The sequence below is a fragment of the Tistlia consotensis USBA 355 genome (genome assembly GCF_900177295.1).
Taxonomy (GTDB): domain Bacteria; phylum Pseudomonadota; class Alphaproteobacteria; order Kiloniellales; family DSM-21159; genus Tistlia; species Tistlia consotensis.
This window is the reverse complement of record NZ_FWZX01000022.1, coordinates 33468-58700: the sequence shown is the minus strand read 5'-3', so window position 1 is coordinate 58700 and position 25233 is coordinate 33468. Positions and strand designations below refer to the sequence as shown.

The following is a 25233-nucleotide window of genomic DNA, read 5'->3' as shown; positions in this document are numbered from 1 at the left end:
CCTCAGGCCAGTGCCGGGCTCTCGAAGCCCAGGCGCCGCAGGCCGCGCTGGATCTCCGGGCAGCTCATGAAGAGCCGCCAGAGCAGGCCGCTGCGATGGTTCTCGATCATGCAGACGATCGGTCCCTGGTCGATCGCGAGGTAGGTCGTGGCGTACCAGCCGGCGCTGAGGTTGAAGGCGTCGACGAAGCCGTAGCGGCCCCAGATCCGCCCGCCGAGGTCGTGGCGGAAATGGCGCAGGGCGCGCAGCGAGGCCTCGGGCCAGTAGGGCAGGCTGGCCAGCGCCGCGGTCGGCGAGATGACGCCGCGGTCGTGGGCCGGGTCGTGGGCGGCATAGCCCTGGTCGTCGTCGCTCGCGGTCAGGCCCCAGCAGTCGGCGCCGTAGCCGGCGAAGCCGTGGGGGTTGGCCCGGCAGTGCGCCTCGTTGACCCGGACGTGGGCGACGTTCTGTGCCCAGTAGTCGGCATAGCGATCCCTGAGGCCGCGCGGATCGAGGCCGAGGAAGGAGTAGTGGGCGAAGAACAGCGGGCCGCCGCCCTCTGGCCCGAGCGGCAGCTCGATGCCGTGGTAGCGCCTGCCGTTGCGGAACTCGGGCCCGCCGGTCCAGCCCTGGTGGTAGACGGCGGGGTCGATCCCGTGGTCGGGCGAGGCGGCGGCCAGGACGTAGGCGATCAGGCACTCGTTCCAGCCGCGGATCGGATGGTTCATCGCCCAGCCGAACGTCGGGCTCCAGTGCCAGTAGAGCACCGGCTCGCCGCCCTTCGTGTGCCAGGCCCAGTCGGTCTCGCGCCACAGCCGGCCGATCCGCTCCCGCAGCTCCCGCTCGCCGGCCGCATCGCCGTCGAAGTACTGGCGCGCGGTCAGCAGGCCCTGCAGCAGCAGCGCCTGCTCGACCAGGTCGGCGGCGTCGTCCTGGGGGCTCAGCGGGATCGGCGTGCCGGCCTTGCCGTCGAGGAAGTGCGGCAGCACGCCGTGGAAGCGCGCGGCCTTCAGCAGGAAGCCGGTCATGGTCAGCAGCCGCTCGACCGCCTCGGCGCGGGTGATCCAGCCGCGCTCGACCCCGACGACCAGCACCATGGCGCCGAAGCCGCTGCCGCCGAGGGCGCAGAAGTCGTCGCCCGCGTCGTCGTCGCTCTTCGCGCGGTCGCGGGCCAGCGCGCTGACCGGATGGGCGAAGTCCCGGAAATAGCCGAAGGTCCGGCGCTGCAGCTCGTCGAGCAGGTCCCGATCGGGTGCGGAGAGGGCATCGCTCATGGACTGTTGCTCCCGAGTTGCGGCAGTCGGAAGTCGACGCCGTCCGGTTCCTCGATGACGGGAACGGCCCGGCCGAAGAAAGGTGCCGCCGCCGTCGTGCGGCCGACCGCCAGCACCGCGGTGCCGGCGAGCTCCTGGTCGAAGATGCCGCAGAGCTCGCTGCGCCGCGCCAGCTCCAGGGCGTTCAGCGGATCGTCCATCACGACCCAGGCCGGCCGGTGCAGCAGCAGGCGCGCGAAGGCCAGGGTCTGCTGCTCGTCCAGCGCCAGCTGCTTGTCCCAGCGCCGCTCCTCGTCGAGGTGGCTGTGCAGGCGGCCGAGGCCGACCCGCTGCAGGACGCGCTCGAACTCGGCCTCGGCGAAGACCTCGGCCGGAGCCGGATAGGCCAGGGCCCGGCGCAGCGTGCCGATCGGCAGGTAGGGGCGCTGCGGCAGGAACAGCAGCTCCTCGGGCGGCGGCAGCAGCACCTGGCCGCTGCCCCAGGGCCAGAGGCCGGCGATCGCGCGGAACAGCATCGACTTGCCGGCGCCGGCGCCGCCGGTGATGACGACGCGCTCGCCGGGCTTCATCTCCAGGTCGCCCTCGGTCAGGCTGACCCGCTTGTCCGGCAGCTGGATGCGCAGGGAATCGAGCGCGAGATGGCCCCTCGGGTGGCGGCCGAAGGTGATGCGGCTGGCGCTGCCGCCGAGCGTCTCCAGCTCGGGCAGGGTGAGGCGCAGGGTCATGACGCGCAGCAGGGTCGCGCGCCAGTCGGCGATGCGCGAGAAGTTGTCGACGAACCAGCGCAGCGACTGCTGGACCTGCAGGAAGGCGCCGGTGACCATCATCAGGTCGCCGAAGCTCAGGCTGCCGTTGAAGTAGCCCGGCGAGGCGACGGCGATCGGCACGACCAGGCCGAGCCAGCCGTAGCCGGCGGTCACCCAGGTCAGGTTGGCGAGGCCGCGGGCCAGGCGGCGCATCACCTTCAGGGTCTCCTCCAGCGCATGGCCGAGGTCGCGCCGCGCCTCGTGCTCGCCGCTGTAGAGCCCGACCGCCTCGGCCGCCTCGTTGAGGTGCACCAGGGCGAAGCGGAAGTCGGCCTCGCGGGCGTAGCGCTCGGCGTTGAGCGGGATCAGCGGCCGGCCGACCCGCCAGGTCGCCCAGGAGCCGGCGAGGGCGTAGGCGAGGGCGCACCAGACCATGTAGCCGGGCACGTTGAAGCGCTGGCCGTCGAACTGCAGCACGACCCGCTCGGACAGCACCCAGAGCACGCCGACGAAGCTGACCAGCAGCAGGGAAGCCTGCAGCAGCCCGACGCCGAGGTCGGAGCAGAGCTCGGTCAGGTGCCGGCTGTCCTCGTGGATGCGCTGGTCCGGGTTATCGCCGATGTCGCCGGCCCAGGCGAGCTGGTAGGCGCGGCGCGGCTGCAGCCACTGGTTCAGCAGGTCGCGGCTGACCGCGTCGCGCAGGTCGATCTTCATCGTCTCCTGCAGCCAGGTCTGCGAGACGCCGAGCGTGAGCAGGCCGGCGACGATCGCGACGAAGACCAGCAGCTGGTGGACGAAGGCGGTCAGATGGTGCTTGGCCAGGGCGTCGTAGAAGTCGCCCTGCCAGGCGTTCAGCCGGATCTGGCCGTAGGCAGTGGCGCAGAGCACCGCGACGATCGCCGCGGTCAGCAGATAGATGCGGCGTCGGCGCGGAAAGCGGTGCACCGCCCGCAGGAAGGCCTCGACATGGCGCCTCAGATCGCCGCGGCCGGGCTGTCCGCCTCCAGGCCCCTTGCCCTGACGCCGGCCGCCGCCGGCTTTCGCGCGGGCCGTTCCGCGTGGCTCTGCGACCGAGGCCATGGACGCGACCGATCCTCTGCTTCTGGCACCCTGGGGCCCGCACTATAGTCCAGGCGGCCACGCGCCCGGCAGCTGCGATTCGACGGGCAGCGCGACGGCGAGCCATGCCGCAACGACGCTTGTCGCCGACCGGAAAGCCGGGTCGGAAGGCGCGCCCGGCCGACGATGCTGGGGACCGACTTTGGCGAAAGCGGGTCGCGTCGGCCGGGTGGCGGCCGTGCCGCGGCAGGGTGCCGTCGGCACTCGAACGACTTGCCGCGGCGCAGGCGGCCTTCTTAAATGGGCGTCATGACAGGTTCCGCCGCCTTCCCGCCCGCTTCGGGCCGCGCCCCGGCCGGCGGCGCAGCACCGACCGACGTCCCGCAGGCCGGCCTTTGAGCAAGGTCGCCGCGATCCGCGCCGAGGGCACCCGGCCCCCGGCCGCCAAGCGCACCCGGGCGGCGGCCGGCGCCAGGCCGCGCGAGCGCAACTGCTCGGTCGCCCGCACCGTCGCCATCCTGTCGGACGCCTGGACCTTCCTGGTGATCCGCGAGGCCTTCTTCGGCGCGCGCCGCTTCGAGACCTTCCGGGTCCGGCTCGGCCTGCCGCGCGGCACCCTGGCCGAGCGCCTGAAGAAGCTGACCCGCCAGGGCATCCTGCGCCAGGTCCGCCAGTCGGAGACCTCGAGCCGCCACGAGTACCGACTGACCCGGGTCGGCCTCGACCTCTATGCCAGCTTCATCGCGCTGCTCAGCTTCGGCGACCGCTGGCTGGCCGATGGCGCCGGGCCGCCGCTGACCCTGATCCACAAGGATTGCGGGGGCGAGGGCCATGCCCTCGAGTGCCATCCCTTCGTCGCCTGCTCGGCCTGCGGCGGCGCGGTCGAGGCGACCCGCGTGACCTACCGCGACGGGCCCGGCGCCGGCAGCGCGCCGCTGGAGCCGTTGAAGCGCTCGCGGCGCGCCTCGGATCCCTCGCAGTTCGAGCGCGGCCGGCCCTGCTCGGTCGCGCGCACGCTGCAGATCATCGGCGACCGCTGGAGCTTCCTGGTGATCCGCCAGGCCTTCTTCGGCGCGCGCCGCTTCGACGAGCTGCAGGCCCGGCTCAACATCGCCTCCAACATCCTGGCCGACCGCCTGGCGCGCCTGGTCGCCGAGGGCATCCTGGAACGCCGCAAGTACCAGGACCTGCCCGAGCGCTTCGAGTACCGCTTCAGCGCCAAGGGCAAGGACCTCTACGGCTCGATGATCATGATGATGGTCTGGGGCGACCGCTGGCTGTCCGGCGGCGAGCCGCCCCTGGTCCTGACCCACCGCGACTGCGGCCGGGACTTCACCCCGGTCATGGTCTGCGACCGCTGCCATGAGCCGATCGAGCCGCGGGCCATGGCCTACCGGATGAACTACCCGGCCGAGGCGGCGCTGGCGCTGAAGTAGCGCAGGCGGCTCCGGCGCCTTGACAGCCTGCCGGCCAGATAGTCTTGTAATGAAAGTCACGAAGGCGGCCGCCACGAGCCGCTCGCTGCGCCAGGGAGTCATGAGCGGAACCGTCATCCAGACCAGTCGGCGGCCCTTGGCGGCGGCCCGGGGGCCGGTGAGAGGCGGGTCGTGAAGCCGGCGGCCTTCGACTACCTGGCGGTCGAGTCCGTCGAGGCGGCGCTCGAGGCGCTGGCCCGGGCCGGCGGCGAGGCGAAGATCGTCGCCGGCGGCCAGAGCCTGGTGCCGATGCTGAACTTCCGCCTGCTGCAGCCGGCGCTGCTGGTCGACATCAACCGCATCCCCGGACTCGACTTCATCGCGGTCGAGCCGGCGCGCATCCGGGTCGGCGCCCTGACCCGGCACCACCGCCAGGAGACCGCGCCGGAGCTGAGGGAGCATCTGCCGGTGCTGAGCGCCGCCATGGCCGAGGTCGCGCATCTCGCGATCCGCAACCGCGGCACCCTGGGCGGCAGCCTGAGCCACGCCGACCCGGCGGCCGAGCTGCCGATGATGGCGCTGCTGCTCGACGCCGAGATCGCGACGGCCTCGCCCTCGGGCGGCCGGCGCATCGCGGCGCGCGACTTCTTCCTGGGTCCCCTGGCGACCGGCCTGGCCGAGGACGAGCTGCTGATCGAGGTCGCCTTCGCGCGGCCGGCCGCCGGCTCCGGCTGGGCCTTCGAGGAGGTCGCGCGGCGCAGCGGCGACTTCGCCCTGGCTGCCGCCGCGGTGACGCTGCGCCTGCAGGACGGCCGGATCGCCGAGCCGCACGTCGCGCTGACCGGCGTCGACGAGACGCCGCTGCGCGCCGGGGCGGCCGAGGCGCTGCTCGACGGCGAGGCGCCGGGGGCCGAGCTGTTCGCGGCCGCCGCCGAGGCGGTGCGCCGCCGGGTCCAGCCCAACACCGACCTCCACGCCTCGGCCGACTACCGCCGGCACCTCGCCGGCGTGCTGGTCCGGCGCACCCTGGAGAAGGCGGCGGCGCAGGCCGCGGGAGGCCGGGCATGAGCGGCAAGCGCCTGGTCCGCATGACGGTCAACGGCAGCCCGGTCGAGGAGGCCGTCGAGCCGCGCCTGCTGCTCAGCGATTTCCTGCGCCAGGTCCTGGGCCTGACCGGCACCCATGTCGGCTGCGAGCACGGCGTCTGCGGCGCTTGCACGGTCCGGGTCGACGGCAGCACGGCGCGCGCCTGCCTGATGTTCGCGGTGCAGGCCGAGGGCTGCCGGATCGTCACGGTCGAGGGCCTGGGCCCGGCCGAGGCGCTGAGCCCGCTGCAGGAGGCCTTCCGCGAGCACCACGGCCTGCAGTGCGGCTTCTGCACGCCGGGCATGCTGATGACCGCGCTCGACCTGATCGAGAAGTATCCGCTGGCCAGCGACGCCGAGATCCGCGAGGGCCTGTCCGGCAACCTCTGCCGCTGCACCGGCTACGAGCACATCGTCGCGGCGGTTCGCGCCGCCGCGCAGCGCAGGAGGGAGCCCTCGTCATGAAGATGCACGTGCTGTCCGGCGGCCGGCTGCGCATGAAGAAGTTCATCTACTTCCCGGCGGCCGACCGGGAGGAAACGGTCGAGCTGCCGGTCTCCTGCCTGCTGCTGCGCCACGCCCAGGGCAACGTGCTGTTCGACACCGGCTGCCACCCTTCCGTCTGCAGCGACCCCGAGGCGCGCTGGGGCAAGCTGGCCCGCGCCATGGTGCCGCTGATGGACGAGACGGACACCCTGCCGGCCGGCCTGGCATCGCTCGGCCTGTCGCCCGACGACATCGACGTCGTGGTCAACTCGCACTTCCACCCGGACCACTGCGGCTGCAACGGCTACTTCCGCAAGGCGACGGTCGTGGTCCACGAGAAGGAGCTGGCGGCCGCGCGCGCGCCGGAGGCCGCGGCCGCCGGCTACTTCCCGCAGGACTGGGACCAGCCGATGCCCTTGGAGGCGATCGCCGGGCAGCGCGACCTGTTCGGTGACGGTCGCCTGGTGCTGCTGCCGCTGCCCGGCCACACGGCGGGCCTGATCGGCGCCCTGGCGACGCTGGAGCGCAGCGGCACCTTCCTGCTCGCCTCCGACGCCGTGCCGTTCCGCGAGAATCTCGACCGGGAGATCATCCCCAAGAACACCTGGAGCGCCGACCAGCTGGCCAGGACCTTCGACGAGATCCGGCGCCTCGAGGCCGGCGGCGCCACGGTGCTCTGCGGCCACGACGAGGCGCAGTGGCGGAGCTTGCGCAAGGGACCAGAGGCCTATGACTGAGCCCGTCGAGACCCTGGCGGCGCGGCCGAAGAGCGTCGGCGCGCGGGTCCGGCGCACCGAGGACCCGCGTCTGCTGGCCGGCCAGGGCCGCTACGTCGACGACCTGGCGCCGCCGCGCCTGCTGCACGTCGCCTTCCGGCGCAGCGACATGTCCCACGCCCGGATCCGCGGGCTGGACCTGGAGGCGGCGCGGGGCGCGCCGGGCGTCGTCGCCGTGGTCGCGGCCGCCGACCTCGAGGGCCTGGCGAAGCCGCTGGTCGCCGCCTCGCGCATGGCCAGCTACCACGGCACGCCGCTGCGACCGCTCGCCGAGGGCAAGGTGCGCTTCGTCGGCGAGCCGGTCGTCGCCGTGGCCGCCGAGAGCCGCTACCTCGCCGAGGACGCGCTGGAGCTGGTCGACATCGACTTCGAGCCGCTCGGCACGGTGATCGATCCCGAGGCGGCGGCTGCCGGGGACGCGCCGCTGCTGCACGAGGAGATCGGCACGAACGTGCTGGTCGAGCGCCGCTTCAGGCGCGGCGAGCCGGAGGCCGCCTTCGCCGCCGCGGCCCACCGGGTCGGCGGCAGCTTCCGCTTCCGCCGCAAGAGCCCGGGGGCGATCGAGAACCGGGCCTGCCTCGCCGAGTGGGACGCCGGCCGCGGCGCGCTGACCCTGCACAGCGCCAGCGGCATTCCGGGCATCGTCCGCGACGCGCTGTCGGAGGCGCTCGACCTGCCGGGCCACCGGCTGCGGGTCGTGGCCCCCGACGTCGGCGGCAGCTTCGGCGGCAAGGGCTCGCTCTATCCCGAGGAGATCCTGGTCTCGCTGCTGGCGCGCCGGCTCGGCCGGCCGATCAAGTGGACGAGCGACCGGCTGGAGGACCTGACCGCGACCAGCCAGGCCTTCGACGAGATCGTCGAGGCCGAGATGGCGCTCGACGCCGAGGGCCGGGTCCTGGCGCTGCGGGCCGAGGTGCTGGGCGACACCGGGGCCTACTCGATCTATCCCTGGACCGCCGGGCTGGAGCCGGTCCAGGTCGTCGGCTTCCTGCCCGGGCCCTACCGCATCGAGCATTACGAGGCCCACGTCCGCGCGGTCGCGACCTCCAAGGCACCGACCGGGCCCTATCGCGGCGTCGGCCGGCCGGCGGCGGTCTTCGCGACCGAGCGCCTGATGGACCTGGCGGCGCGGAAGCTCGGGCTCGACCCGAAGGAGATCCGCCTGCGCAACTTCGTGCGACCGGAGGACTTCCCCTACAAGATCGGCTCCGGGATCGTCTGGGACCGCTCCGGCTTCACCGAATGCCTGGAGGCTGCCTGCGCGCGCGCCGGCTACCCGGCGCTGCGCGAGAAGCAGCGGCAGGCCCGCGCGGAGGGCCGCTGGTTCGGCATCGGCCTCGCCTCCTATGCCGAGCTGACCGGCATCGGCTCGAAGATCTCGGTCGCCCCCGGCATGCCGATCAACACCGGTACCGAGACCGCGGTGGTCCGCATCGACTCGACCGGCGGCATCACGGCGGCGGTCGGCATCGCCTCCCACGGCCAGGGCCTGGAGACGACGCTGGCCCAGGTCGTCGCCGACGAGCTCGGCGCGCGCCTCGAGGACATCCGCATCGTCCAGGGCGACAGCGACGCCGTGCCCAACGCGACCGGCACCTACGCGAGCCGCGGCGCGGTCCTGGCCGGGGGCGCCGCGATCCTGGCGTCGCGGGTCGTCAGGGAGAAGCTGCTGCGCGCCGCCGGGCACCTCCTGGAGGCGGCCGAGGCCGACCTGGAGGCGCGCGACGGCCGGGTCACCGTTGCCGGCACCGACCGCTCGATGAGCTTCCGCGAGATCGCCCGCGCGGTCTATTCGGAGATCGGCCGGATCCCGCACGACAAGCGCGAGGAGCTGGAGGCGACGCGGCTCTACGATCCCTACTACGGCACGACCAGCTCGGCGACCCACGTCGCCACGCTGGAGATCGATCCCGAGACCTACCGGGTCACGCTCGGCGCCTACCTGGTCGCCGAGGACTGCGGGCGGATCATCAACCCGATGATCGTCGACGGCCAGGTCCACGGCGGCGTCGCCCAGGGCGTCGGCGCGGCGCTCTACGAGGAGGTCGTCTACGACGCCGACGGCCAGAACCTGACCGCCAGCCTGGTCGACTACCTGATCCCCTCGGCGCCCGAGGTGCCGCCCATGACGGTGCTGCACGTCGAGGGCGAGCTGCCGGCGACGCTGGGCGGCTTCCGCGGCATGGGCGAGGGCGGCACGATCGGCGCGCCGGCGGCGATCGCCAACGCGCTCTCGGACGCGCTGGCGCCGCTCGGCATCGGCATCGACGAGCTGCCGGCGACGCCGGAGCGGCTGTTCCGGCTGATCGAGCGGGCACAGCAGAGACAGGACAACCAGAGCACGGGTGAGGAAAGATGAAGCTCGGATTGGAGGGCAGGGTCGCCCTGGTCACCGGCGCCGCGCGCGACGTTGGCCGCGAGATCGCCGTCAGCCTGGCGGCCGAGGGTGCCGCCGTCGCCGTCAACTACCGCGGCTCGGCCGAGGCGGCGGCGGCCGTGGTCGAGGAGATCACCCGGGCCGGCGGCCGCGCCAAGGCCTACCAGGCCGACGTCGCCGACCTGGCGGCGGTCAGGGCGATGGTCGCGGCCGTCGCCAAGGACCTCGGCGGCCTCGACGTGCTGGTCAACAACGCCGGCCTGGCGCTGCGCAAGCGCTTCGTCGAGACGACTCCCGAGGAGTGGCACCGGCAGATCGACACCTGCCTCTATGGCGCGATCCACTGCTGCCATGCCGCGGCACCCCACCTGGAGGCCGGCGGCCAGGGCCGGATCATCAGCCTGATCGGCGACTCCTCGCGGGTCGGCGAATCGGGCCTCTCGATCGTCGCCGCGGCGCGCGCCGGCGTCGTCGCGCTGATGAAGTCGCTGGCCCGCGAGCTCGGCCGCTCCGGGGTCACCGCCAACGCCCTGTCGCTCGGCCTGATCGAGACCGCCCACGACCGCAGCTGGGTCGAGGCCAATCGCGACAAGCTGACCCGGCTCTATCCGCTGCGCCGGCTCGGCCAGCCCGACGACATCGCGCCGCTGGTGACCCTGCTGGCCTCGGCCCAGGGCGGCTGGATCACCGGCCAGACGATCTCGATCAGCGGCGGCTTCTCGATGGTGTGAGCTTTGGGGCCCCGGGGCGCGCGGCAAGACGCGCGAGGGCCCTCGCACCGCCGTTCAGCCAGGGAGGAGGAGAAGGTGTTTCAGAGCGAACTGATCGCGCCGGTCCCGGAGCTGCTGGAGCGCCAGGCGACGGCGCAGGGCGAGCGGATCGCCTTCCGCGACGCCCGCTCGGCCGTGACCTACGCGGACCTCGAGGCCGTCACGGGACGGCTCGCCGGCCACCTCGCCGACCTCGGCGTCCAGCCGGGGGAGAGCGTCGCGATCTTCCTGCCCAACTCGGTCGAGTGGGTCGAGAGCTGCCTCGCCGTCGTGCGCGCCGGGGGCGTCGCCGTGCCGATCAGCTACGACGCGACGGCCGGCGAGGTCGCCTACCGGCTGGCCGACGCCGGCTGCCGGGCCGTGGTGACGACCGACGAGCGGGTCGCCCTGCTCGACGGCCTGAGGGGCGAGGTGCCGGAGGCGATCGCGCCGATCCTGGTCGAGCGTGGCCCGGAGCGGGCGGCCGAGACCCCGGGCGGCCTGCGCTTCGCCGAGCTGGCCGCGCGCGAGCCGGCCTCGGCGCCGCGCGATCCCCGCGACATCGACGTGCCGGCCTTCATCCTCTACACCTCGGGCACGACGGGCCGGGCCAAGGGCGTGCTGCTGACCGTCCACGGCATGCTCTGGGTGACGGCGGCCTGCTGGGCGCCGCTCGCCGGCCTGGCGCGCGACGACACCGTGCTGTCGCCGCTGCCGCTCTTCCACTCCTATGCGCTCAATCTCTCGGTGCTCTCGATCCTGGCGGTCGGCGCCAGCGAGTACCTGATGGAGAAGTACTCGACCGGCGAGGCCGTGCGGCTGCTGCAGAGCGGCGCCTACAGCTTCTTCCCCGGCGTGCCGACGATGTTCCACTACTTCCTGCAGGCGACCCAGCAGCAGCCCGGCCTGCGCTTCCCGGCGCTCCGGGTCTGCGTCTCGGCGGGCGCGATCATGCCGGCGACGCTCAACCGCGAGTTCGAGGAGCGCTTCGGCGTGCCGCTGCTCGACGGCTACGGCATCACCGAGACCTCGACCATGGTGACGATGAACCCGCTCGGCGCCGAGCGGGTGCCCGGCTCCTGCGGCCCGGCGCTGCCCGGGCTCGAGGTCCGGATCGTCGATCCGCTGAGCGGCGCGGAGGTGCCGGCCGGCGCCGAGGGCGAGCTGATCGTGCGCGGGCCCAACGTCATGCTCGGCTACCACGACAAGCCCGCCGAGACGGCGGCGGCGCTGCGCGACGGCTGGTACCACACCGGCGATCTCGCGAAGCGCGACGCCGCGGGCTTCATCACCATCACCGGCCGGCTCAAGGAGCTGATCATCCGCGGCGGCCAGAACATCGCGCCGGCCGAGATCGAGGAGGTCGTCAACCTCTGGGAGGAGGTGCTGGACTGCGCCGTCGTCGGCATGGCCCACGAGCACCTCGGCGAGGTGCCGGCGCTCTTCGTCGTGGCGCAGCCCGAGCGGGCAGTCGACGTCGAGGCGCTGCTGGCGCACTGCCGCACCTACCTCTCGGCCTACAAGGTGCCGGCCCTGGTCCGCCTGGTCGAGGAGATCCCGCGCACCGGCTCCGGCAAGATCATCCGCTTCAGGCTGAAGGAGACGCTGGAGTAGGGACCGCGCCGTCGTTTCCGTTCTTCTCCTTCGTCGTCCCCCACGAAGGCAGGGATGACGACAGAGGGGGCGGGGATGGCGAGCGGGTCACGACCTGGCAGTCGTCCGGCTGACGGAGTCGTCGAGGGCGTAGGTCGTCATGTAGCCCACGTCCCGCGCACTGATCGGCGTGGTCTGGCCCGGCACCACGACGATCGCCCGGGTCACGGTGCCGCTCGCGCGGGCGACGAACTGCGAGGTGATCTCCGCCTCGCTACGGCACCAGCGGTCGCCCCAGCTCTTCATCAGGATCATCGGGCCGTAGATGTCGAGCCCCTTGCGGGTCAGCAGGTAGCGCCCGGCGCCCTCGGACGGCCTCTCGATCAGGCCGCCGGCGACCAGGTTGTTCAGTCGGTCGGCCAGGATGTTCGAGGCGATGCCGAGGTTGTGCGAGAAATCCTCGAAGCGCTTGTTGCCGTGGAAGAACTCCTGGAGGATCAGGAAGGTCCAGCGGTCGCCGACGATCGACAGGGTGCGCTCGACCGAGGAGGGGCGCCGGCCGCGCGGCTCGGCCGAGCGCGACATGCGCCGGCTGCGCTCGGCCCGCGCCTGGCGCGGCCGCCAGTAGCCCTCGCGGATGCGGAAGAACACGCTGCGCGGATCGACCGCCGAGAGGTCGTGCTCCCAGACGATGCGCGGCGAGAACCAGCGGCGCGTCGGCCGGTGGAACAGGGCGACCGGCGGCAGGCCCTCGCAGAGCCACTTGTCGCCGTACCACATCAGGCCGAGGAAGATCGCATAGAGGTCGCGGCCGCGCTCCGACAGCAGGTAGCGCTTCCAGGAGCTGCCGGCGGCCAGCGGGCGCTCCTCGAAGATGCCGCTCTCGACCAGGCGCGCGAGGCACTTGGCCAGGGTCGCGCGCGGGATGCCGAGCTGGCCGGCGAACTCGCCGAAGCGGTGGGCGCCGAAGAAGGCCTCGCGGATCACCAGGAAGCGCCAGGGGTCGGCCAGGATCTGCAGGGTGTCGGAGATCGTCGAATCCCGCTCGAAGCCCTCCGGCGCGGTCTTGTCCGGACGCACGGCCGCGCTGTCCGGCGCGTGGCGCGCGGCTTCCGGGGTGATCGGGGTCCAGTGCGCTTCCATCGGCTCCCTGGTCGCCCGTTTCGGCGCCGGAGTCCAGGGCGCGGCGCTCAGGCCGGAGGGTTCAGGCCGGAGGGTTCAGGCCTGCTCCGGCGCCTCGCCGCGCAGCGCCAGCTCCTCCTCGCGCATGCGGAACTTCTGGACCTTGCCGCTGGCGGTCGCCGGGAAGGCCTCGACGAAGCGGATCGAGCGCGGGATCTTGTAGGTCGCGATGCGTCCGCGGCACAGCTCGCGCAGCGCCTCCGCATCGGTCTCGGCGCCCGGCCTCAGGCGGATCCAGGCGCAGACCTCCTCGCCGTAGCGCTCGTCGGGCAGGCCGAAGACGTAGGCCTCGGCGACCGGCGCCAGGGTCAGCAGGAACTCCTCGATCTCGCGCGGGTAGACGTTCTCGCCGCCGCGGATGATCGTGTCCTTGAGCCGGCCGACGATCTGCACGTAGCCGCGCCCGTCCATCACGGCGAGGTCGCCGGAGTGCATCCAGCCCTCCGCGTCGATCGCCTCGGCCGTCGCCTCGGGGCGCTGCCAGTAGCCGCGCATCACCGAGTAGCCGCGCACGCAGAGCTCGCCGCGCTGGCCGCGCTCGACGGTCCGGCCGGTCACCGGATCGACGACCTTGGCCTCGAGGTGCGGCTGGATCGCGCCGACCGTCGAGATCCGTGTCTCCAGGTCGTCACTGCTCAGCGACTGGAAGGAGATCGGCGAGGTCTCGGTCATGCCGTAGACCACGGTGATCTGGCGCATGTGCATGCGCTCGACCGCGTCGGTCATGGTCTTGAGCGGGCAGGGTGCCGCCCCCATGCAGCCGGTCCTGAGCGTCGACAGGTCGTGGCGGCCGAACTCGGGATGGCCCTGCAGCGCGATGAACATCATCGGCACGCCGTAGAGCGCGGTGCAGCGCTCGGCGGCGATGGCGGCGAGCGTCTCGATCGGATCGAAGGACTCGCCGGGCAGCACCAGGGCGCTGCCGTGGACGAGGGCCGCCAGCCCGCCGAGCACCACGCCGAAGCAGTGGAAGAAGGGTACCGGCAGGCAGATCCGGTCCTTCGGCCCGAGGTGCTGGCGCAGGCCGACGAAGTAGCCGTTGTTGAGGATGTTGCGGTGGGTCAGCAGGGCGCCCTTCGGCCGGCCCGTGGTGCCCGAGGTGTACTGCAGGCTGCAGGGATCGTCGGCCGCGACGGCGGCCTCGGCGGCGCGGACTGCCGCCGGGTCCGCGTCGCGGTCCAGGAAGCCGGTCCAGCTCTCCATGCCCTCGGGCGCATCGTCGCCGAAGACGACGACCGTCTCCAGGGCCGGCAGGCGCGGCCGGACCGCCGCGACGGCCGCGGTGAAGGAGAAGCTGCGGAAGCCGGGCGCCGCGAACAGCAGCCGGGCACCCGAGTCCTCCAGGATGTAGGCCAGCTCCTCGTTGCGGAACGCCGGATTGACCGTGACCACGATGGCGCCGATGCGCACGGCGCCGTGGTGGGCGATCAGCCACTCGATCCGGTTGGCGCTCCAGATCGCGACCCGGTCGCCGGGCCGGATGCCCCGCGCCAGCAGCGCCCCCGCCACCAGGTCGGCCGCGAGGTCGAGGCCGGCGTAGCTCAGGGCCTGCCGCTGGAAGACGCTGACGATCGCGTCGCGCCCGCCGTGGCGCTCGGTGGTCAGGCGCAGCGCCTGCCCGATCGTCGTGTCGAGCAGCGGGCCGTCGCTCGGGCCGGCGACGCAGGATGGCGCCGGCGGCTTCCGGTCGGGCTCGGTGCCGGGCGTCGTCGCAGGCGTCATGTCCCCTTCCCTGCCTGCGTCAGCCGACGGCGCGGCGTTCCGGCGCACCGGCCGCCGCCGGCTGCTCCAGCTCGGCGAGGTAGCGCTCCAGGGCCCCGCCCTCGGGGTCGGCGAGGGCTGCGGTCCGGGCCCGCGCCAGACCTGCCGCGTCCTGGCGGCCGGCGGCGATCGCCGGCTCGACCAGGCCGGCGAGCAGCCGGTCGAAGCTCTCCAGGCCGCGGCGGTAGGTGTCGCTGTAGCCCTTGACCAGGTCGGCGGTCCGCGCGGCCTCGACGCCGAAGGCGTAGTCGAGCTCCGCCGCGGCCGTCGTCGCCGCCAGCCAGCGCCCGGTCACCGCGCTCTCCTGCGCCCAGCGCCAGGAGCCGCGCCGCAGGCCGCGCAGCCGGGCGACCAGGCGCAGCAGCAGGAAGCCCGTCACCGTGTCGCTGCGCAGCGGCAGGCCGAGATGGAAGCGCCGTTCCAGCCCGCGCCGCCGCAGCGCCGCCAGGAAGCGCTCGGCGAGGCCGACCGGCAGCAGGGCGCAGAGCTCCTCCGGGCCGGGCTTGAAGAAGTCGGTGATGCGGAGCGGCTGCTCGCCGGACCTGCTCTCGCGGCGCAGGGTGGCGTAGCGCTCGGGCCGCGACTTCAGGTCGGCGACCCGGATCACGTCCTCGTAGGTCATGCGCAGCGCCAGGAAGCGACAGGCCTCGTTGGTCAGCAGCCAGCCGCGGTCGGCGCCGCCGAGCCGGCGGTCGAGCGCCAGGATCTCCCGGCAGCGCGCCAGGTAGGCCTCGGCGTGGCGGCGGTCCTGGTAGTCGCGGCAGCGCGCCAGGCCCTGGCCGACGACGTAGCGGGTCTCGACCGGGAAGTCCTCGGGCGCCGTCGCGGGTCCGCTCGGTTCCGGATCGGCGCCGGCCGTCGCCGGCGGCTCGCCCCGCGCCGCCTCGAAGCCGAGGGCGAAGCCCTTCAGGCTGGCCTCGACGCCGCGGCCACCGGCGCGGATCGCCGCCTCGAAGGTCTCGCGGCCGGCCGGCAGCGCGCCGGCCCCGGCGAGCGCGCCCAGCAGCACGGCGCTGATCACCGTGCCGGCCGCTTCGGTCGCGCGCGCCATGTCGAAGACGACGGCCCGGCGCGCCAGCTCGTGGACCGCCTTCAGCGCCCGGCCGTCGTCGAAGCGGCCGTCGCCGGGGGCGATCTTCTCCGCGGTCGCGTAGATCCGGTGGCTGGAGGCGATCAGCGTCGTGCGCTCGGGCGTGACGTAGCCGTTCTGCACGCCGCGGGCGGCCTCGATCAGCTCGGAGGCCAGCATGACGTCGACCTCGCCGGGCACCGGGGTCAGGGCGAAGACCGGCCGGCGCCGGCCGAGCTCGGCGAGCGGCACGCTGCAGTACTCGATGTAGTAGGTCGTGGCGCCGGTGCGCTGGGCGACGCCGGGGATCGAGGTCGTCTGGCAGAGGTAGCCGGCATCGCGCAGCACCGCGGCGACCCAGTCGGCCAGCACGCCGCCGCCCTCGCCGCCGAGCGCGGCGATCAGGATCGCGACGTTGCGCGGGCTCCCGGCGGTCATGCGCCGGCCTTCGCCCCGGGCTGCAGCCAGGCGATCGTGCGCCGCCGCAGGCGTGCGAGCAGGCGCTCCGGCCAGCCGGCGTTCTGCACGATCTCCAGCCTGTGGAACGAGGGGCAGAGCACCGCCGCCTCGGCGACCTCGCCGCAGTTGCCGCAGCCGACGCAGCCGTCGGTGACGTGGGCGACCGGGGCGCGGCGCAGCGGATCGCCGGTCGACCTGACCGTCAGGGTCGGGCAGCCCGACAGGCGGATGCAGGAATGGTCGCCGGTGCAGGTCGTCTCGTCGACGCCGAAGCGGGTGCGCACGACCCGCTCGCCGGCCTTCAGCCTTTTCGCCGTCGCCGGCTTCTCGCGGCGCTGCCGCGCCAGCATGCACTCGCCGTCGGCGATGATCACGCGCAGGCCCTTGCCGCGGGCGAGCACCGCCTCCTTGAGGGCGGTCACCATGCGCCCGACGCGGTAGCTGTCGACCGTGCGGATCCAGTCGACGCCGACGCCCTTCAGCGCCGCCTCGATGTCCATGCCGCTGGCCTGGTCGCGCGAGTTGCTGCCGGTCGAGGGGATGTGCTGGTGGCCGGTCGCCGAGGAGTAGCCGTTCTTGAGGATCAGCAGCACGCCCTCGTCCCTGTTGAAGACGTGGTTGGCGATGCCGGTGGTCAGGCCCTGATGCCAGAAGCCGCCGTCGCCCATGATCGAGACCACCGGGTTCCGCATCATCGACGACAGGCCGGTCGAGGAGGCCAGGCCGAGGCCGTAGCCGAGGATCGTGTTGCCGACCTTGAAGGGCTCCAGCGTCGCGAAGGAGTGGCAGCCGATGTCGGCGCTGACGTGGACCGGGCCGACCCGCTCCTGGACCAGCTTGATGGCGCTGAACACCGGCCGTTCCGGGCAGCCGGTGCAGAAGCCGGGCGGCCGCGTCGGCACCGGCGCGCCGAGGACCTCCAGGGCCTGCCGGCGGCTCTCCTCGACGGCGCGCACCCGCGCCGCCGCGGCGCCGGCCGGCACCGCCGTGCTTCGCGCCTTCGCGAAGAATTTCGCCAGGCCGTCGAGCAGCACCGCGCCGACGTACTCGCCGGCCATCGGCAGGCAGTCCTTGCCGTGCACCCGGGTCGCCAGCTCGGCGTCGGACAGCAGCGCCTTGACCGCCGTCTCGATGAAGTTCGGCTGGCCCTCCTCGACGACCAGCACGGCCTTGCGGCTGCAGCAGAAGTCGGCGACCTCGTCCGGCACCAGGGGATAGACGCAGTTGAGCACCAGCAGCGGGATGCGGCTGTTGCCGAAGGCGTCGGCCAGGCCCAGGGCGCGCAGCGCGGCGATCACGTTGTTGTACATGCCGCCCTGCAGGATCAGGCCGAGCTCCTGAGCCTCGGCCTCGCCGGCGAAGACCTCGTTGAGGCCGCGCTCGGCGATGAACCTCTGGGCCGCCGGCCAGCGGACCTCGGTCTTCAGCTTCTCCTGCACGTAGGTCGCCGGCGGCAGCGAGATGCGGTCCTTGTCGAACACCGGGCCGGGCAGCAGGTCGCGGGTCGAGAAGCGCGGCGCCCGGTTGTCCCTGGCCTCGAAGCGCCCGGTCATGTGGCAAGCGCGGATCCTCAGCTCCATCATGACCGGCGTGCTGCTGGCCTCGGACAGCTCGAAGGCCTGCTCGACCAGGTCGACGATCTTCTGCAGGTCGGGCCGCGGGTCGAGCAGCCAGAACTGCGACTTCATGGCGACCGCGTGGCTGCGCTCCTGGATGATCGAGGAGCCCTCGCCGTAGTCCTCGCCGACGACGATCAGCGCGCCGCCGGTGACGCCCGGCGAGCTGAGGTTCGACAGCGCGTCCGAGGCGACGTTGGTGCCGACGATCGACTTGAAGGTGACGGCGCCGCGGATCGGGTAGTTGATCGAGGCGCTCAGCATCGAGGCGGCACCGGCCTCGTTGGCGCAGGTCTCCAGGTGGATGCCGAGCCGGGCCAGCAGGTCCTGGGCGTCGCTCAGCACGTCGACCAGCGCCGAGACCGGCGCGCCCTGGTAGCCGCCGACGTAAGACACGCCGGACTGCAGCAGCGCCTTGGTCACGGCCAGGATGCCCTCGCCCTCGAAGGTCTCGCCGGCGCCGATCTCCAGCTGCCTGACCTCTTCGGCGAAGGACCGCTCGGGCATGGCCGCTCTCCCCCTGCCGCCGCCCCGGCCTATTGCTTGGCCAGGCGCTGCTTCAGCCGCTCGAGCGAGACCACCGCGCGCTGGTGCTTGACCTCCGCCAGGACCGTGTCGCCGTGGCGCACCGTCCCGGAGAAGCCGACGCGGCGTTCCGACGCCTCGGTCACCGCGACCCCGATGCGGACCTCGGCGCCGAGCGGAGCCGAGGCCAGGTGATCGATCTCGACGCGCACGCCGACGCTGTCCCAGCCCGGCTCGAGGCCCGTCAGCAGCAGGTCGCGGCAGGCCATCTCGACGTCGGCGACGATCGCCGGAGTCGCGTAGACGCGCAGCTCAGGCCCCATGAAGCTGACCGCGCGCCGGTCGTCGACCACGACGCTCCGCGTCTCCTTCGCCCCGACCTCGATCATGCCGCCGCCGCCTCCCTCCGGGTCTTCTCGTTTCGAGGCGAAGTATGCGGATGGCGGTTCACCTATGCAAGTGCGAGCCAGCTTCATTCGAACTTCGCGTCGAAACGCCCGGTTTTCCCACCGAGTTACCGCAAGCGGAGGCGAGACCGGTGAGGCGGCCCCGGCGTCGCGCTTCCCTTGCCGTCCGCGACAGGAGAGGGGGATCGCCGGCACGGCCGGCCGCTCCTGCCCGGCCGCGCCTGCCCGCCGGAGATGCGCCGGTCGTCGGCGCCGCCGCATCGGATTGAACTTGCTAATTTGAACTATTATGCTCGGCCGACCAGTCTCGATGTACAGCGGGGGGCGTTCCATGAGCGGGTCCGAGAGCCAGAACACCACGCCGGCGGCGGTCGCCGCCTGGACCGCCGGAGCACCGGCGCCGGCCGGCGACTACCGGGCCGACGCGGCCGGCTTCTCGGGCTTCTGGCTCGAGGGGCTGGCGCTGCTCGACGGCCTGCCGGCGAAGCGCGACCGCTCGGCCGAGCAGCAGCGCCTGGCCGAGAGCCTGCTCGAGACGGCGCGCGCCGCCCGGCGCCGCTTCCTCGCCGCCCACGGCGCGGCGCTCTACCGGTCGCTCACCGACGGCCTGACGCGCCACCGCCGGGTCGAGGCGCTGGCCGAGGCCGCCGCCGAGGCGGTGCCGGGGCTGGCGCCGACCCGGGCGCGGATCGAGGCCGAGGACCGCTTTCCGCAGAAGCACAAGGACGGCCACGAGATCGACCAGGGCCTGCTGTTCAACGCCTTCCTCGCCGATCCCGACTGCGGCCTGCATCTCTGCCACGCCATGCTGCTGCCGCGCGCCGAGGCGCTGGCGCTGGCGCCGCGCCTGGAGCGCGAGGAGCGGATCGACCTCGGCACCGCGGTCTACGAGCGCAAGGGCGCAGTCTCGACCGTCTACATGAAGAACCCGCGCTTCCTGAACGCCGAGGACGAGAGCACGGTCCACCAGGTCGAGACCGCCGTCGACCTGGCGCTGCTCGACCCCCGGACCTCGATCTGCGTGCTGCGCGGCGCCACCATCGAAGGCGGCAAGTACGACGGCCGCAACGTCTTCTGCACCGGCATCAACCTGACCCGGCTCTACTACGGCCAGATCCCCTATCTCTGGTACCTCGTGCGCGAGATGGGCTTCATCAACAAGATCTACCGGGGTCTGGCGCACGAGGCGGTCTCGCCCGACGAGGAGACCGGCGACACGCTGGAGAAGCCCTGGGTCTCGCTGGTCGAGAAGTTCGCGATCGGCGGCGGCTGCCAGTACCTGCTGGTCACCGACTACATCATCGGCGCCGAGGACGGCTACATGACCCTGCCGGCGCGCAAGGAGGGCATCATCCCGGGTGCCGCCAACCTGCGCCTGCAGCGCTTCGTCGGCGACCGGCTGGCGCGGCGCCTGGTGATGTACGACCAGCGGCTCGACTTCGACAGCCCGGACGGGCGGCGGGTCTGCGACGAGGTCGTGCCGGCCGGGCAGCTGGAGGCGACGCTGGACGAGGTCACGACCCGCCTGACCACCTCGGGGGTGGTCAGCGCCGCGGCCAACCGCCGGGCTTTCCGCATCGCCGACGAGCCGCTCGGGAAGTTTCGCGCCTTCATGGCGGTCTATGCCCGCGAGCAGGCCTTCTGCCACTTCTCGCCGGCGCTGATCAGCAACCTCGAGCGCTTCTGGAACGCCCAGAACCGCGCCGCCTGAGCGAAGGCCCGGCCGGGCATCTGTCGGGTCCGTTTCCCGCCAGCCGCCGCCCCGGGGAGCGTGCTAGCCAAGCAGCTCCACGAGCAAGGGGGCGGCCGCCATGGCCTCGCTGCGCAAGGAGATCCGGGTCGCCGGTCCGGCCGGGGCGGTCTGGGACGCGGTGCGCGACGTCGGGGCGCTGCACGAGCGGCTGGTGCCGGGCTTCGTCGTCGACACGCGGCTGGAGGAGGGCTCGCGCCTTGTCACTTTCGCCGGCGGCCTGGTGGTCCGCGAGCTGATCGTCGACCTCGACGAGGCGGCGCGGCGCCTCGTCTGGGCGGCGGTCGGCGGTCGCCTGAGCCACCACAACGCCTCGCTCCAGGTCTTCGAGGTCGGGCCCGGCGAGAGCCGGCTGGTCTGGGTCGCCGACTTCCTGCCCGACGGCCTCGCCGGGACCGTCGATGGCCTGATGGAGCAGGCCGCGGCCGCCATGCGGCGGGCCTTCGGCGCGCCTCCCGGCTGACCGGCGGGCCGTCACGACCTCGACTTGTGCTCCGGCTTGCCCCGGCGCTTGCCGGAGGCCAGCTCCTCGAGCTCCTGCTCGCTCATCGACTCGTACATCGACTTCGAGGCGCCCTTGAGCGCGCCGACCTCGGTCTCGCCGCGCTTGGCGGCGAGCGCCGCGCCGGCGGCCTTCTGCTGGGACTGGGACTTGGCGGGCATGATCGCTTTCTCCATCGGGCCCCGCACCCTCCGACAAGCCAGGGAACGCCCGGCCGGCGCAGCGGTTCGCCGGCCGAGATGGTCGGCGCCTTCGGCCTTCAACAGCAGCGGCAAAAGGCGCTACAAGGGCGGCGGCGGCCGGAGCTGGCCGGAGGGGCGAGGACGCAGGCCTTTGCACAGGGAGGAGACGACGCCCGATTCGTCGCGGCGGATCGCGGCGCCGACCGACGATCCCGACGATCCGGCGCGCTACTGGTCGACTCCCGACTTCGAGGTCATGGTCGAGGAGCGGCTCCGGCGCCTGCTCGCCTATTGGCGCTCGAAGTGCCTGGACGGCCGATGGCCGACGCGCCAGGCGATCGATCCGCTCGATCTCGGCTGGGCGCTCGACCGCATCTACCTGGCCGATCGGGTGCCGCCGCCGGCGGTCTGGCGCTATCGCCTGGCCGGCGCGAGGATCGAGGAGATCTTCAAGGGCCGCTCGATGCGCGGCGCGCTCCTGACCGAGCTGATGGCCCCCGACAAGGCGTGCCTGGTGATCCAGCGCTGGCAGCCGCTGATCGACGGGGGCTGCGCCGTCTACATGCATGGCCTGATCTACCGCGCCAACGACCGCTTCCCGGTCGGCGGCCGCCTGCTGCTGCCGCTGGGCGACGGCGAATCGGACGAGGTCGTCGGCCTGATCGGCATCACCGACATCGAGTGGCGGACGCCGGCCTCGGGCAGCCCGGCTCCCGAGCTGGACATCCACTACATGCCCCTGCGAGGTTGCTGACAGCGGCCGGGACGGCGGGCGGGGCACCCCTGCGCCGACTGCCCCTTGAGCAGAGTGCCCGCCTGCTGCCATGTTCCTGCGGGAACGATCCTGCACCGCCGGGCCCGCTTCACGGGCCCGGACATTCTGGACCACTGTCTTTCCGTCGGCCGTTTCCGTGCGCGCCGGCGCGATTGCGATGTCTGTCTTGTTGAAAGGGCGCCGATGCTCAACCTACAGTCGGATTGTCTGCCGACGCGTCCGGTTTCCGGATGTGGCGGGGAGGCTCCAGGCCTCCTGCGGCACGATACGGGAGCCGAGAGATGTCGTCGTCCTTACGCCTGAGCGGTCTCGGCCGTGACGGCAACCGCCTGTTCTTCCGCCGCTTCGTCAAGGATCCGCTGCGCACCGGCGCACAGATCCCGAGCAGCGCCGCCCTGGCACGGGCCATGGTGCGGACCCTCGACCCGGCGCGGCCCGGCGGCGTCGTCGAGCTCGGCCCCGGCACCGGCGTCGTCACCCACGCCCTGATCGAGCGCGGCTTCGCGCCGGACCGCATCGTCGCGCTGGAGATCGCGCCGGAGTTCGCCAGCTTCCTGCGCAGCGCCTTCCCCGGCCTGCTGGTCCGCCTGGACAGCGCCTTCGAGCTGGAGCGCCACCTCGCCGACCTGCCCTTCGAGGGCGTCCAGGCGGTCGTCTCCAGCCTGCCGCTGCTGACCCAGCCGGTCGCACTGCGCCAGGGACTGTTGCGCACGGCGCTCTTCGACCGGCATGCGCCGGCCGCGGAGTTCATCCAGTTCACCTACTTCTTCCGCCCGCCGGTGACCGACCTCGGCCCCAGCGTCGTCGTCGACCGGACGGCCTTCGTGCCCTGGAACGTCTATCCGGCGACGGTCTGGCGCTACAGGCGGGCGTCAGGCTGATCCCGGCAGCGAGCGCTCGGGCGGCCCCTCGTGGGCCGTCCCGAACAGCCAGTCGCGCATCAGCCGGGCCTCGGGCCGTGGCGGCCGCCCCGTGGCATGACCAGCTGGAAGACGGCCTCGGCCGGCAGCTGGGTCGGGACGGGTGCGACCAGCGAGCCTTCCGCCAGGTGGGCCTCGACCAGGCTGTGGCGTCGCGCTCGGCCAGACGGTGCAGCATCTCAACCTCGGCGGCGGCTTCGCCATCCCCGACCTGCGCGGTGCCGCGCACGCGCCCCAGGACGAACTCTTCCTGGCCGAGGCCGATCCCGACGCCGTGGCCGAGGTCGTGGTGCCGGCGATCCAGGCGGCGCTCGGCCAGCAGGTCGAGCTGCTGTTCGAGCCCGGGCGCAGCCTGGTCGGCGAGGCGGCGGTGCTGCTGGCGCGGGTCGAGGGCGCCAAGCATCGGGCCGGGCGCGACTGGCTGATCCTCGACGCCGGCTACAACGTGCTGATCGAGAGCCTGGCCAACAAATGGTACTACCACGCGGTCACGGCGAACCGCCTGGACGAGTCCGGGCAGGCGGCCTTCCGGCTGGTCGGCCCGCTGTGCGACAGCGGCGACGCCTTCCACGACGTCGAGGGCGAGGCGCTGCTGCAGTCGCTGCTCGCCGCGGGCACGGCGCTGGCCGGCCAGCGCGCGGTGCTGGAGAAGGCCCTGCTGCGCCTGCCGCCGGAGCGGCGGCTCGCCGCCGGCACGGGCGTCGGCGACCTGATCGCCTTCCTCGACGTCGGTGCCTACAGCTACGATCAGCTGACCGCCAACAACGGCCGGCTGCGACCCGAGGTGGGGCTGCTGGGCCCGGACGGCGGCTACGAGCTGATGCGCCGGCGCGACAGCCTGCCGGACCTGCTGTTCAACGAGCTGCTGTAAGAAGGATGCGGGCGGCGATGGGCGAGACGGGCTACGACCTGGTGATCCGCAGCGGTACCCTGGCGACCGCGGGCGAGAGCTTCGTCGCCGACCTGGCGATCGCCGGCGGGCGTATCGCCGCGATCGGCGAGAACCTGCCGCCGGGCCGCGACGAGATCGACGCGTGCGGCCTGCTGGTGCTGCCCGGCGGCGTCGACGCGCACTGCCATGTCGACGAGCCGCCCTATGCCGGCGCCCGTCACGCCGACGACTTCCGCAGCGCCAGCCGCGCCGCCGCCTGCGGCGGCACGACGACGATCCTGCCCTTCGCCAACCAGGTGCCCGACCGGCCGCTGCGCCAGTCGCTGGAGGACTACCACCGGCGCGCCGAGGGCCGCTCGCTGATCGACTACGCCTTCCACCTGATCATCCGCCAGCCGACCGCCTCGGTGGTCGGCCAGGAGCTGCCGTCGCTGATCGCCGAGGGCTACACCTCCTTCAAGGTCTTCATGACCTACCCCGGCTACATGCTCGAGGACGAGCCGATCCTGGAGCTGCTCGACCTGACCCGGCGTGAGGGCGCGCTGCTGATGGTCCATGCCGAGAACGGCCACTGCGTGCACTGGATGACCGAGCGGCTGGAGCGCGCCGGCGACGTCGGGCTCGGCGCCCACGGCCGCGCCGCGCCGCCGGCCGTCGAGCGCGAGGCGACGCACCGGGCGATCGCGCTGGCCGAGGTCGCCGGCGCCCGGGTGCTGCTGGTCCACGTCTCCTCGGCCCAGGCCCTGGAGCAGATCCGCTGGGCCCAGGACCGGGGCCTGCCGGTGCTGGCCGAGACCTGCCCGCAGTACCTGTTCCTCGGCCAGGCCGACCTGGAGCGGCCGGGCTGGGAGGCCGCCAAGTTCATCTGCTCGCCGCCGCCGCGGGGTCCGCAGGACGCCGACGCGCTGTGGCGCGGCATCGCCCAGGGCGCCTTCCAGCTGGTCTCGTCCGACCACTGCGCCTACCGCCTCGACGGCCGGGAGGGCAAGCGTGCCCACGGCGACGAGCTGCACTTCCGCAAGGTCGCCAACGGCGTGCCCGGCATCGAGACCCGGCTGCCGCTGCTGTTCCACGAGGGCGTCGGCAAGGGCCGCCTGACCCTGCAGCAGTTCGTCGCCGCGACCTCGACCAACCCGGCGCGGATCTACGGCCTCTACCCGCGCAAGGGCGGCCTCGCGATCGGTGGCGACGCCGACATCGCGATCTGGGACCCGGCGAAGCGCGTCACGATCCGCCACGCCGAGCTGCACGACGCCTGCGACTACACGCCCTACGAGGGCCGCGAGCTCGAGGGCTGGCCGGTCGTCACCCTGTCGCGCGGCGAGCGGATCTGGGACCGCGGCCGGGTCAGCGAGGCCTACGGACGCGGCCGCTTCCTGCCTTGCGACCGGCTCGGGCCTCCGTCTTCGTGAATGCCTCGTGCGGCGGCGTGCGAAGAGCCTGACCGAGGTCGTCGAGCGGGGCCTGTGCGCCGGCTGCGGCGCCTGCTCGGCCTCGCCGTCGCCGGCCAGCCGGTGCCGCGGACCCATGGCCTCGGCCTGCTGCGCGCCGCCTGGGCGGGGCGGGGCCGGCTGCTGCGCGCGCTCGCCGGCACGATCAGGCCGGTGCGCCGCGGCCGCACCCGGGAGCCGCGGCCGGTGGCGGGCTGAGCGCC

General features: G+C 73.1%; 22 protein-coding genes. 14 read left to right on the top strand and 8 right to left on the bottom strand.

Annotation, left to right across the window (positions count from 1 at the left end; genetic code table 11):
* Positions 1-2: 2 nt before the first annotated feature.
* The gene (locus tag B9O00_RS21970) at positions 3-1253 is read right to left on the bottom strand and encodes a glucoamylase family protein (protein WP_085124888.1); all 1251 of its coding nucleotides are present in this window, start codon (positions 1251-1253) and stop codon (positions 3-5) included.
* Entirely contained in the window at positions 1250-3079 is a 1830-nt protein-coding gene (locus tag B9O00_RS21965; RefSeq protein WP_085124887.1) for an ABC transporter ATP-binding protein/permease, read from the bottom strand. The genes B9O00_RS21970 and B9O00_RS21965 overlap by 4 nt, the downstream gene beginning before the upstream one ends.
* Positions 3080-3453: 374 nt before the next feature.
* Between B9O00_RS21965 and B9O00_RS21960 the strand changes: the two genes are divergently transcribed.
* From B9O00_RS21960 to B9O00_RS21930, 7 genes are all read left to right on the top strand, one after another.
* A complete protein-coding gene (locus B9O00_RS21960; protein WP_200808627.1) occupies positions 3454-4494 on the top strand; it encodes a winged helix-turn-helix transcriptional regulator in 1041 nt (346 codons plus the stop codon).
* A 171-nt stretch (positions 4495-4665) separates the two neighbouring features.
* A complete protein-coding gene (locus B9O00_RS21955) occupies positions 4666-5541 on the top strand; it encodes an FAD binding domain-containing protein (protein ID WP_085124885.1) in 876 nt (291 codons plus the stop codon).
* Positions 5538-6023 carry a (2Fe-2S)-binding protein gene (locus tag B9O00_RS21950; protein WP_085124884.1) on the top strand — a complete coding sequence of 162 codons (486 nt, stop codon included), beginning with the start codon at positions 5538-5540 and terminating at the stop codon, positions 6021-6023. The genes B9O00_RS21955 and B9O00_RS21950 overlap by 4 nt, the downstream gene beginning before the upstream one ends.
* Positions 6020-6781 carry an N-acyl homoserine lactonase family protein gene (locus B9O00_RS21945; RefSeq protein WP_085124883.1) on the top strand — a complete coding sequence of 254 codons (762 nt, stop codon included), beginning with the start codon at positions 6020-6022 and terminating at the stop codon, positions 6779-6781. Before B9O00_RS21950 ends, B9O00_RS21945 begins: the two co-directional genes overlap by 4 nt.
* Complete coding sequence (locus tag B9O00_RS21940; RefSeq protein ID WP_085124882.1) at positions 6774-9179, top strand: xanthine dehydrogenase family protein molybdopterin-binding subunit; 2406 nt, start codon at positions 6774-6776, stop codon at positions 9177-9179. Before B9O00_RS21945 ends, B9O00_RS21940 begins: the two co-directional genes overlap by 8 nt.
* Complete coding sequence (locus B9O00_RS21935) at positions 9176-9928, top strand: SDR family NAD(P)-dependent oxidoreductase (RefSeq protein WP_085124881.1); 753 nt, start codon at positions 9176-9178, stop codon at positions 9926-9928. The genes B9O00_RS21940 and B9O00_RS21935 overlap by 4 nt, the downstream gene beginning before the upstream one ends.
* A 75-nt stretch (positions 9929-10003) precedes the next feature.
* Positions 10004-11560 (top strand): class I adenylate-forming enzyme family protein, encoded by a 1557-nt coding sequence (locus B9O00_RS21930; RefSeq protein WP_085124880.1) that lies wholly within the window; start codon positions 10004-10006, stop codon positions 11558-11560.
* An 87-nt stretch (positions 11561-11647) separates the two neighbouring features.
* Here B9O00_RS21930 and B9O00_RS21925 read toward each other — a convergent pair whose 3' ends face one another.
* From B9O00_RS21925 to B9O00_RS21905, 5 genes are all read right to left on the bottom strand, one after another.
* Positions 11648-12682 (bottom strand): winged helix-turn-helix transcriptional regulator, encoded by a 1035-nt coding sequence (locus B9O00_RS21925; RefSeq protein WP_085124879.1) that lies wholly within the window; start codon positions 12680-12682, stop codon positions 11648-11650.
* Positions 12683-12757: 75 nt separating this feature from the next.
* Positions 12758-14443 carry an AMP-binding protein gene (locus tag B9O00_RS21920; RefSeq protein WP_085124878.1) on the bottom strand — a complete coding sequence of 562 codons (1686 nt, stop codon included), beginning with the start codon at positions 14441-14443 and terminating at the stop codon, positions 12758-12760.
* Between the two features lie 19 nt (positions 14444-14462).
* Entirely contained in the window at positions 14463-15989 is a 1527-nt protein-coding gene (locus tag B9O00_RS21915) for an indolepyruvate oxidoreductase subunit beta family protein (protein WP_085124877.1), read from the bottom strand.
* On the bottom strand, positions 15986-18133 hold the full coding sequence (locus B9O00_RS21910) for a thiamine pyrophosphate-dependent enzyme (RefSeq protein ID WP_085124876.1): 2148 nt from the start codon (positions 18131-18133) through the stop codon (positions 15986-15988). The genes B9O00_RS21915 and B9O00_RS21910 overlap by 4 nt, the downstream gene beginning before the upstream one ends.
* Before the next feature lie 29 nt (positions 18134-18162).
* Positions 18163-18540: a thioesterase family protein gene (locus B9O00_RS21905; RefSeq protein WP_085124875.1), complete on the bottom strand. Its 378-nt coding sequence runs from the start codon at positions 18538-18540 to the stop codon at positions 18163-18165.
* Between the two features lie 349 nt (positions 18541-18889).
* On the opposite strand from B9O00_RS21905, the gene B9O00_RS21900 reads away from it, so the two are divergent.
* Together B9O00_RS21900 and B9O00_RS21895 are read left to right on the top strand one after the other, a co-directional pair.
* Complete coding sequence (locus tag B9O00_RS21900; RefSeq protein WP_089229695.1) at positions 18890-20269, top strand: enoyl-CoA hydratase/isomerase family protein; 1380 nt, start codon at positions 18890-18892, stop codon at positions 20267-20269.
* A 100-nt stretch (positions 20270-20369) separates the two neighbouring features.
* The gene (locus tag B9O00_RS21895) at positions 20370-20771 is read left to right on the top strand and encodes an SRPBCC family protein (RefSeq protein ID WP_085124873.1); all 402 of its coding nucleotides are present in this window, start codon (positions 20370-20372) and stop codon (positions 20769-20771) included.
* A gap of 11 nt (positions 20772-20782) precedes the next feature.
* On the opposite strand, the gene B9O00_RS21890 is transcribed toward B9O00_RS21895, so the two are convergent.
* Positions 20783-20971: a DUF3008 family protein gene (locus tag B9O00_RS21890; RefSeq protein ID WP_085124872.1), complete on the bottom strand. Its 189-nt coding sequence runs from the start codon at positions 20969-20971 to the stop codon at positions 20783-20785.
* Between the two features lie 172 nt (positions 20972-21143).
* Here B9O00_RS21890 and B9O00_RS21885 point away from each other — a divergent pair, with 172 nt between their 5' ends.
* From B9O00_RS21885 to B9O00_RS21865, 5 genes are all read left to right on the top strand, one after another.
* Entirely contained in the window at positions 21144-21746 is a 603-nt protein-coding gene (locus B9O00_RS21885; protein ID WP_159460291.1) for a PAS domain-containing protein, read from the top strand.
* A gap of 302 nt (positions 21747-22048) precedes the next feature.
* Positions 22049-22648, top strand: coding sequence for a class I SAM-dependent methyltransferase (locus B9O00_RS21880; protein ID WP_085124870.1), 600 nt, complete (start codon positions 22049-22051; stop codon positions 22646-22648).
* Between the two features lie 142 nt (positions 22649-22790).
* Positions 22791-23558 carry a hypothetical protein gene (locus B9O00_RS21875; protein WP_085124869.1) on the top strand — a complete coding sequence of 256 codons (768 nt, stop codon included), beginning with the start codon at positions 22791-22793 and terminating at the stop codon, positions 23556-23558.
* A gap of 17 nt (positions 23559-23575) precedes the next feature.
* A complete protein-coding gene (hydA, locus tag B9O00_RS21870) occupies positions 23576-24991 on the top strand; it encodes a dihydropyrimidinase (RefSeq protein WP_085124868.1) in 1416 nt (471 codons plus the stop codon).
* Positions 24992-25045: 54 nt separating this feature from the next.
* Positions 25046-25228, top strand: a complete 183-nt coding sequence (locus B9O00_RS21865; RefSeq protein WP_085124867.1) for a hypothetical protein — start codon at positions 25046-25048, stop codon at positions 25226-25228.
* Positions 25229-25233 lie beyond the last annotated feature (5 nt).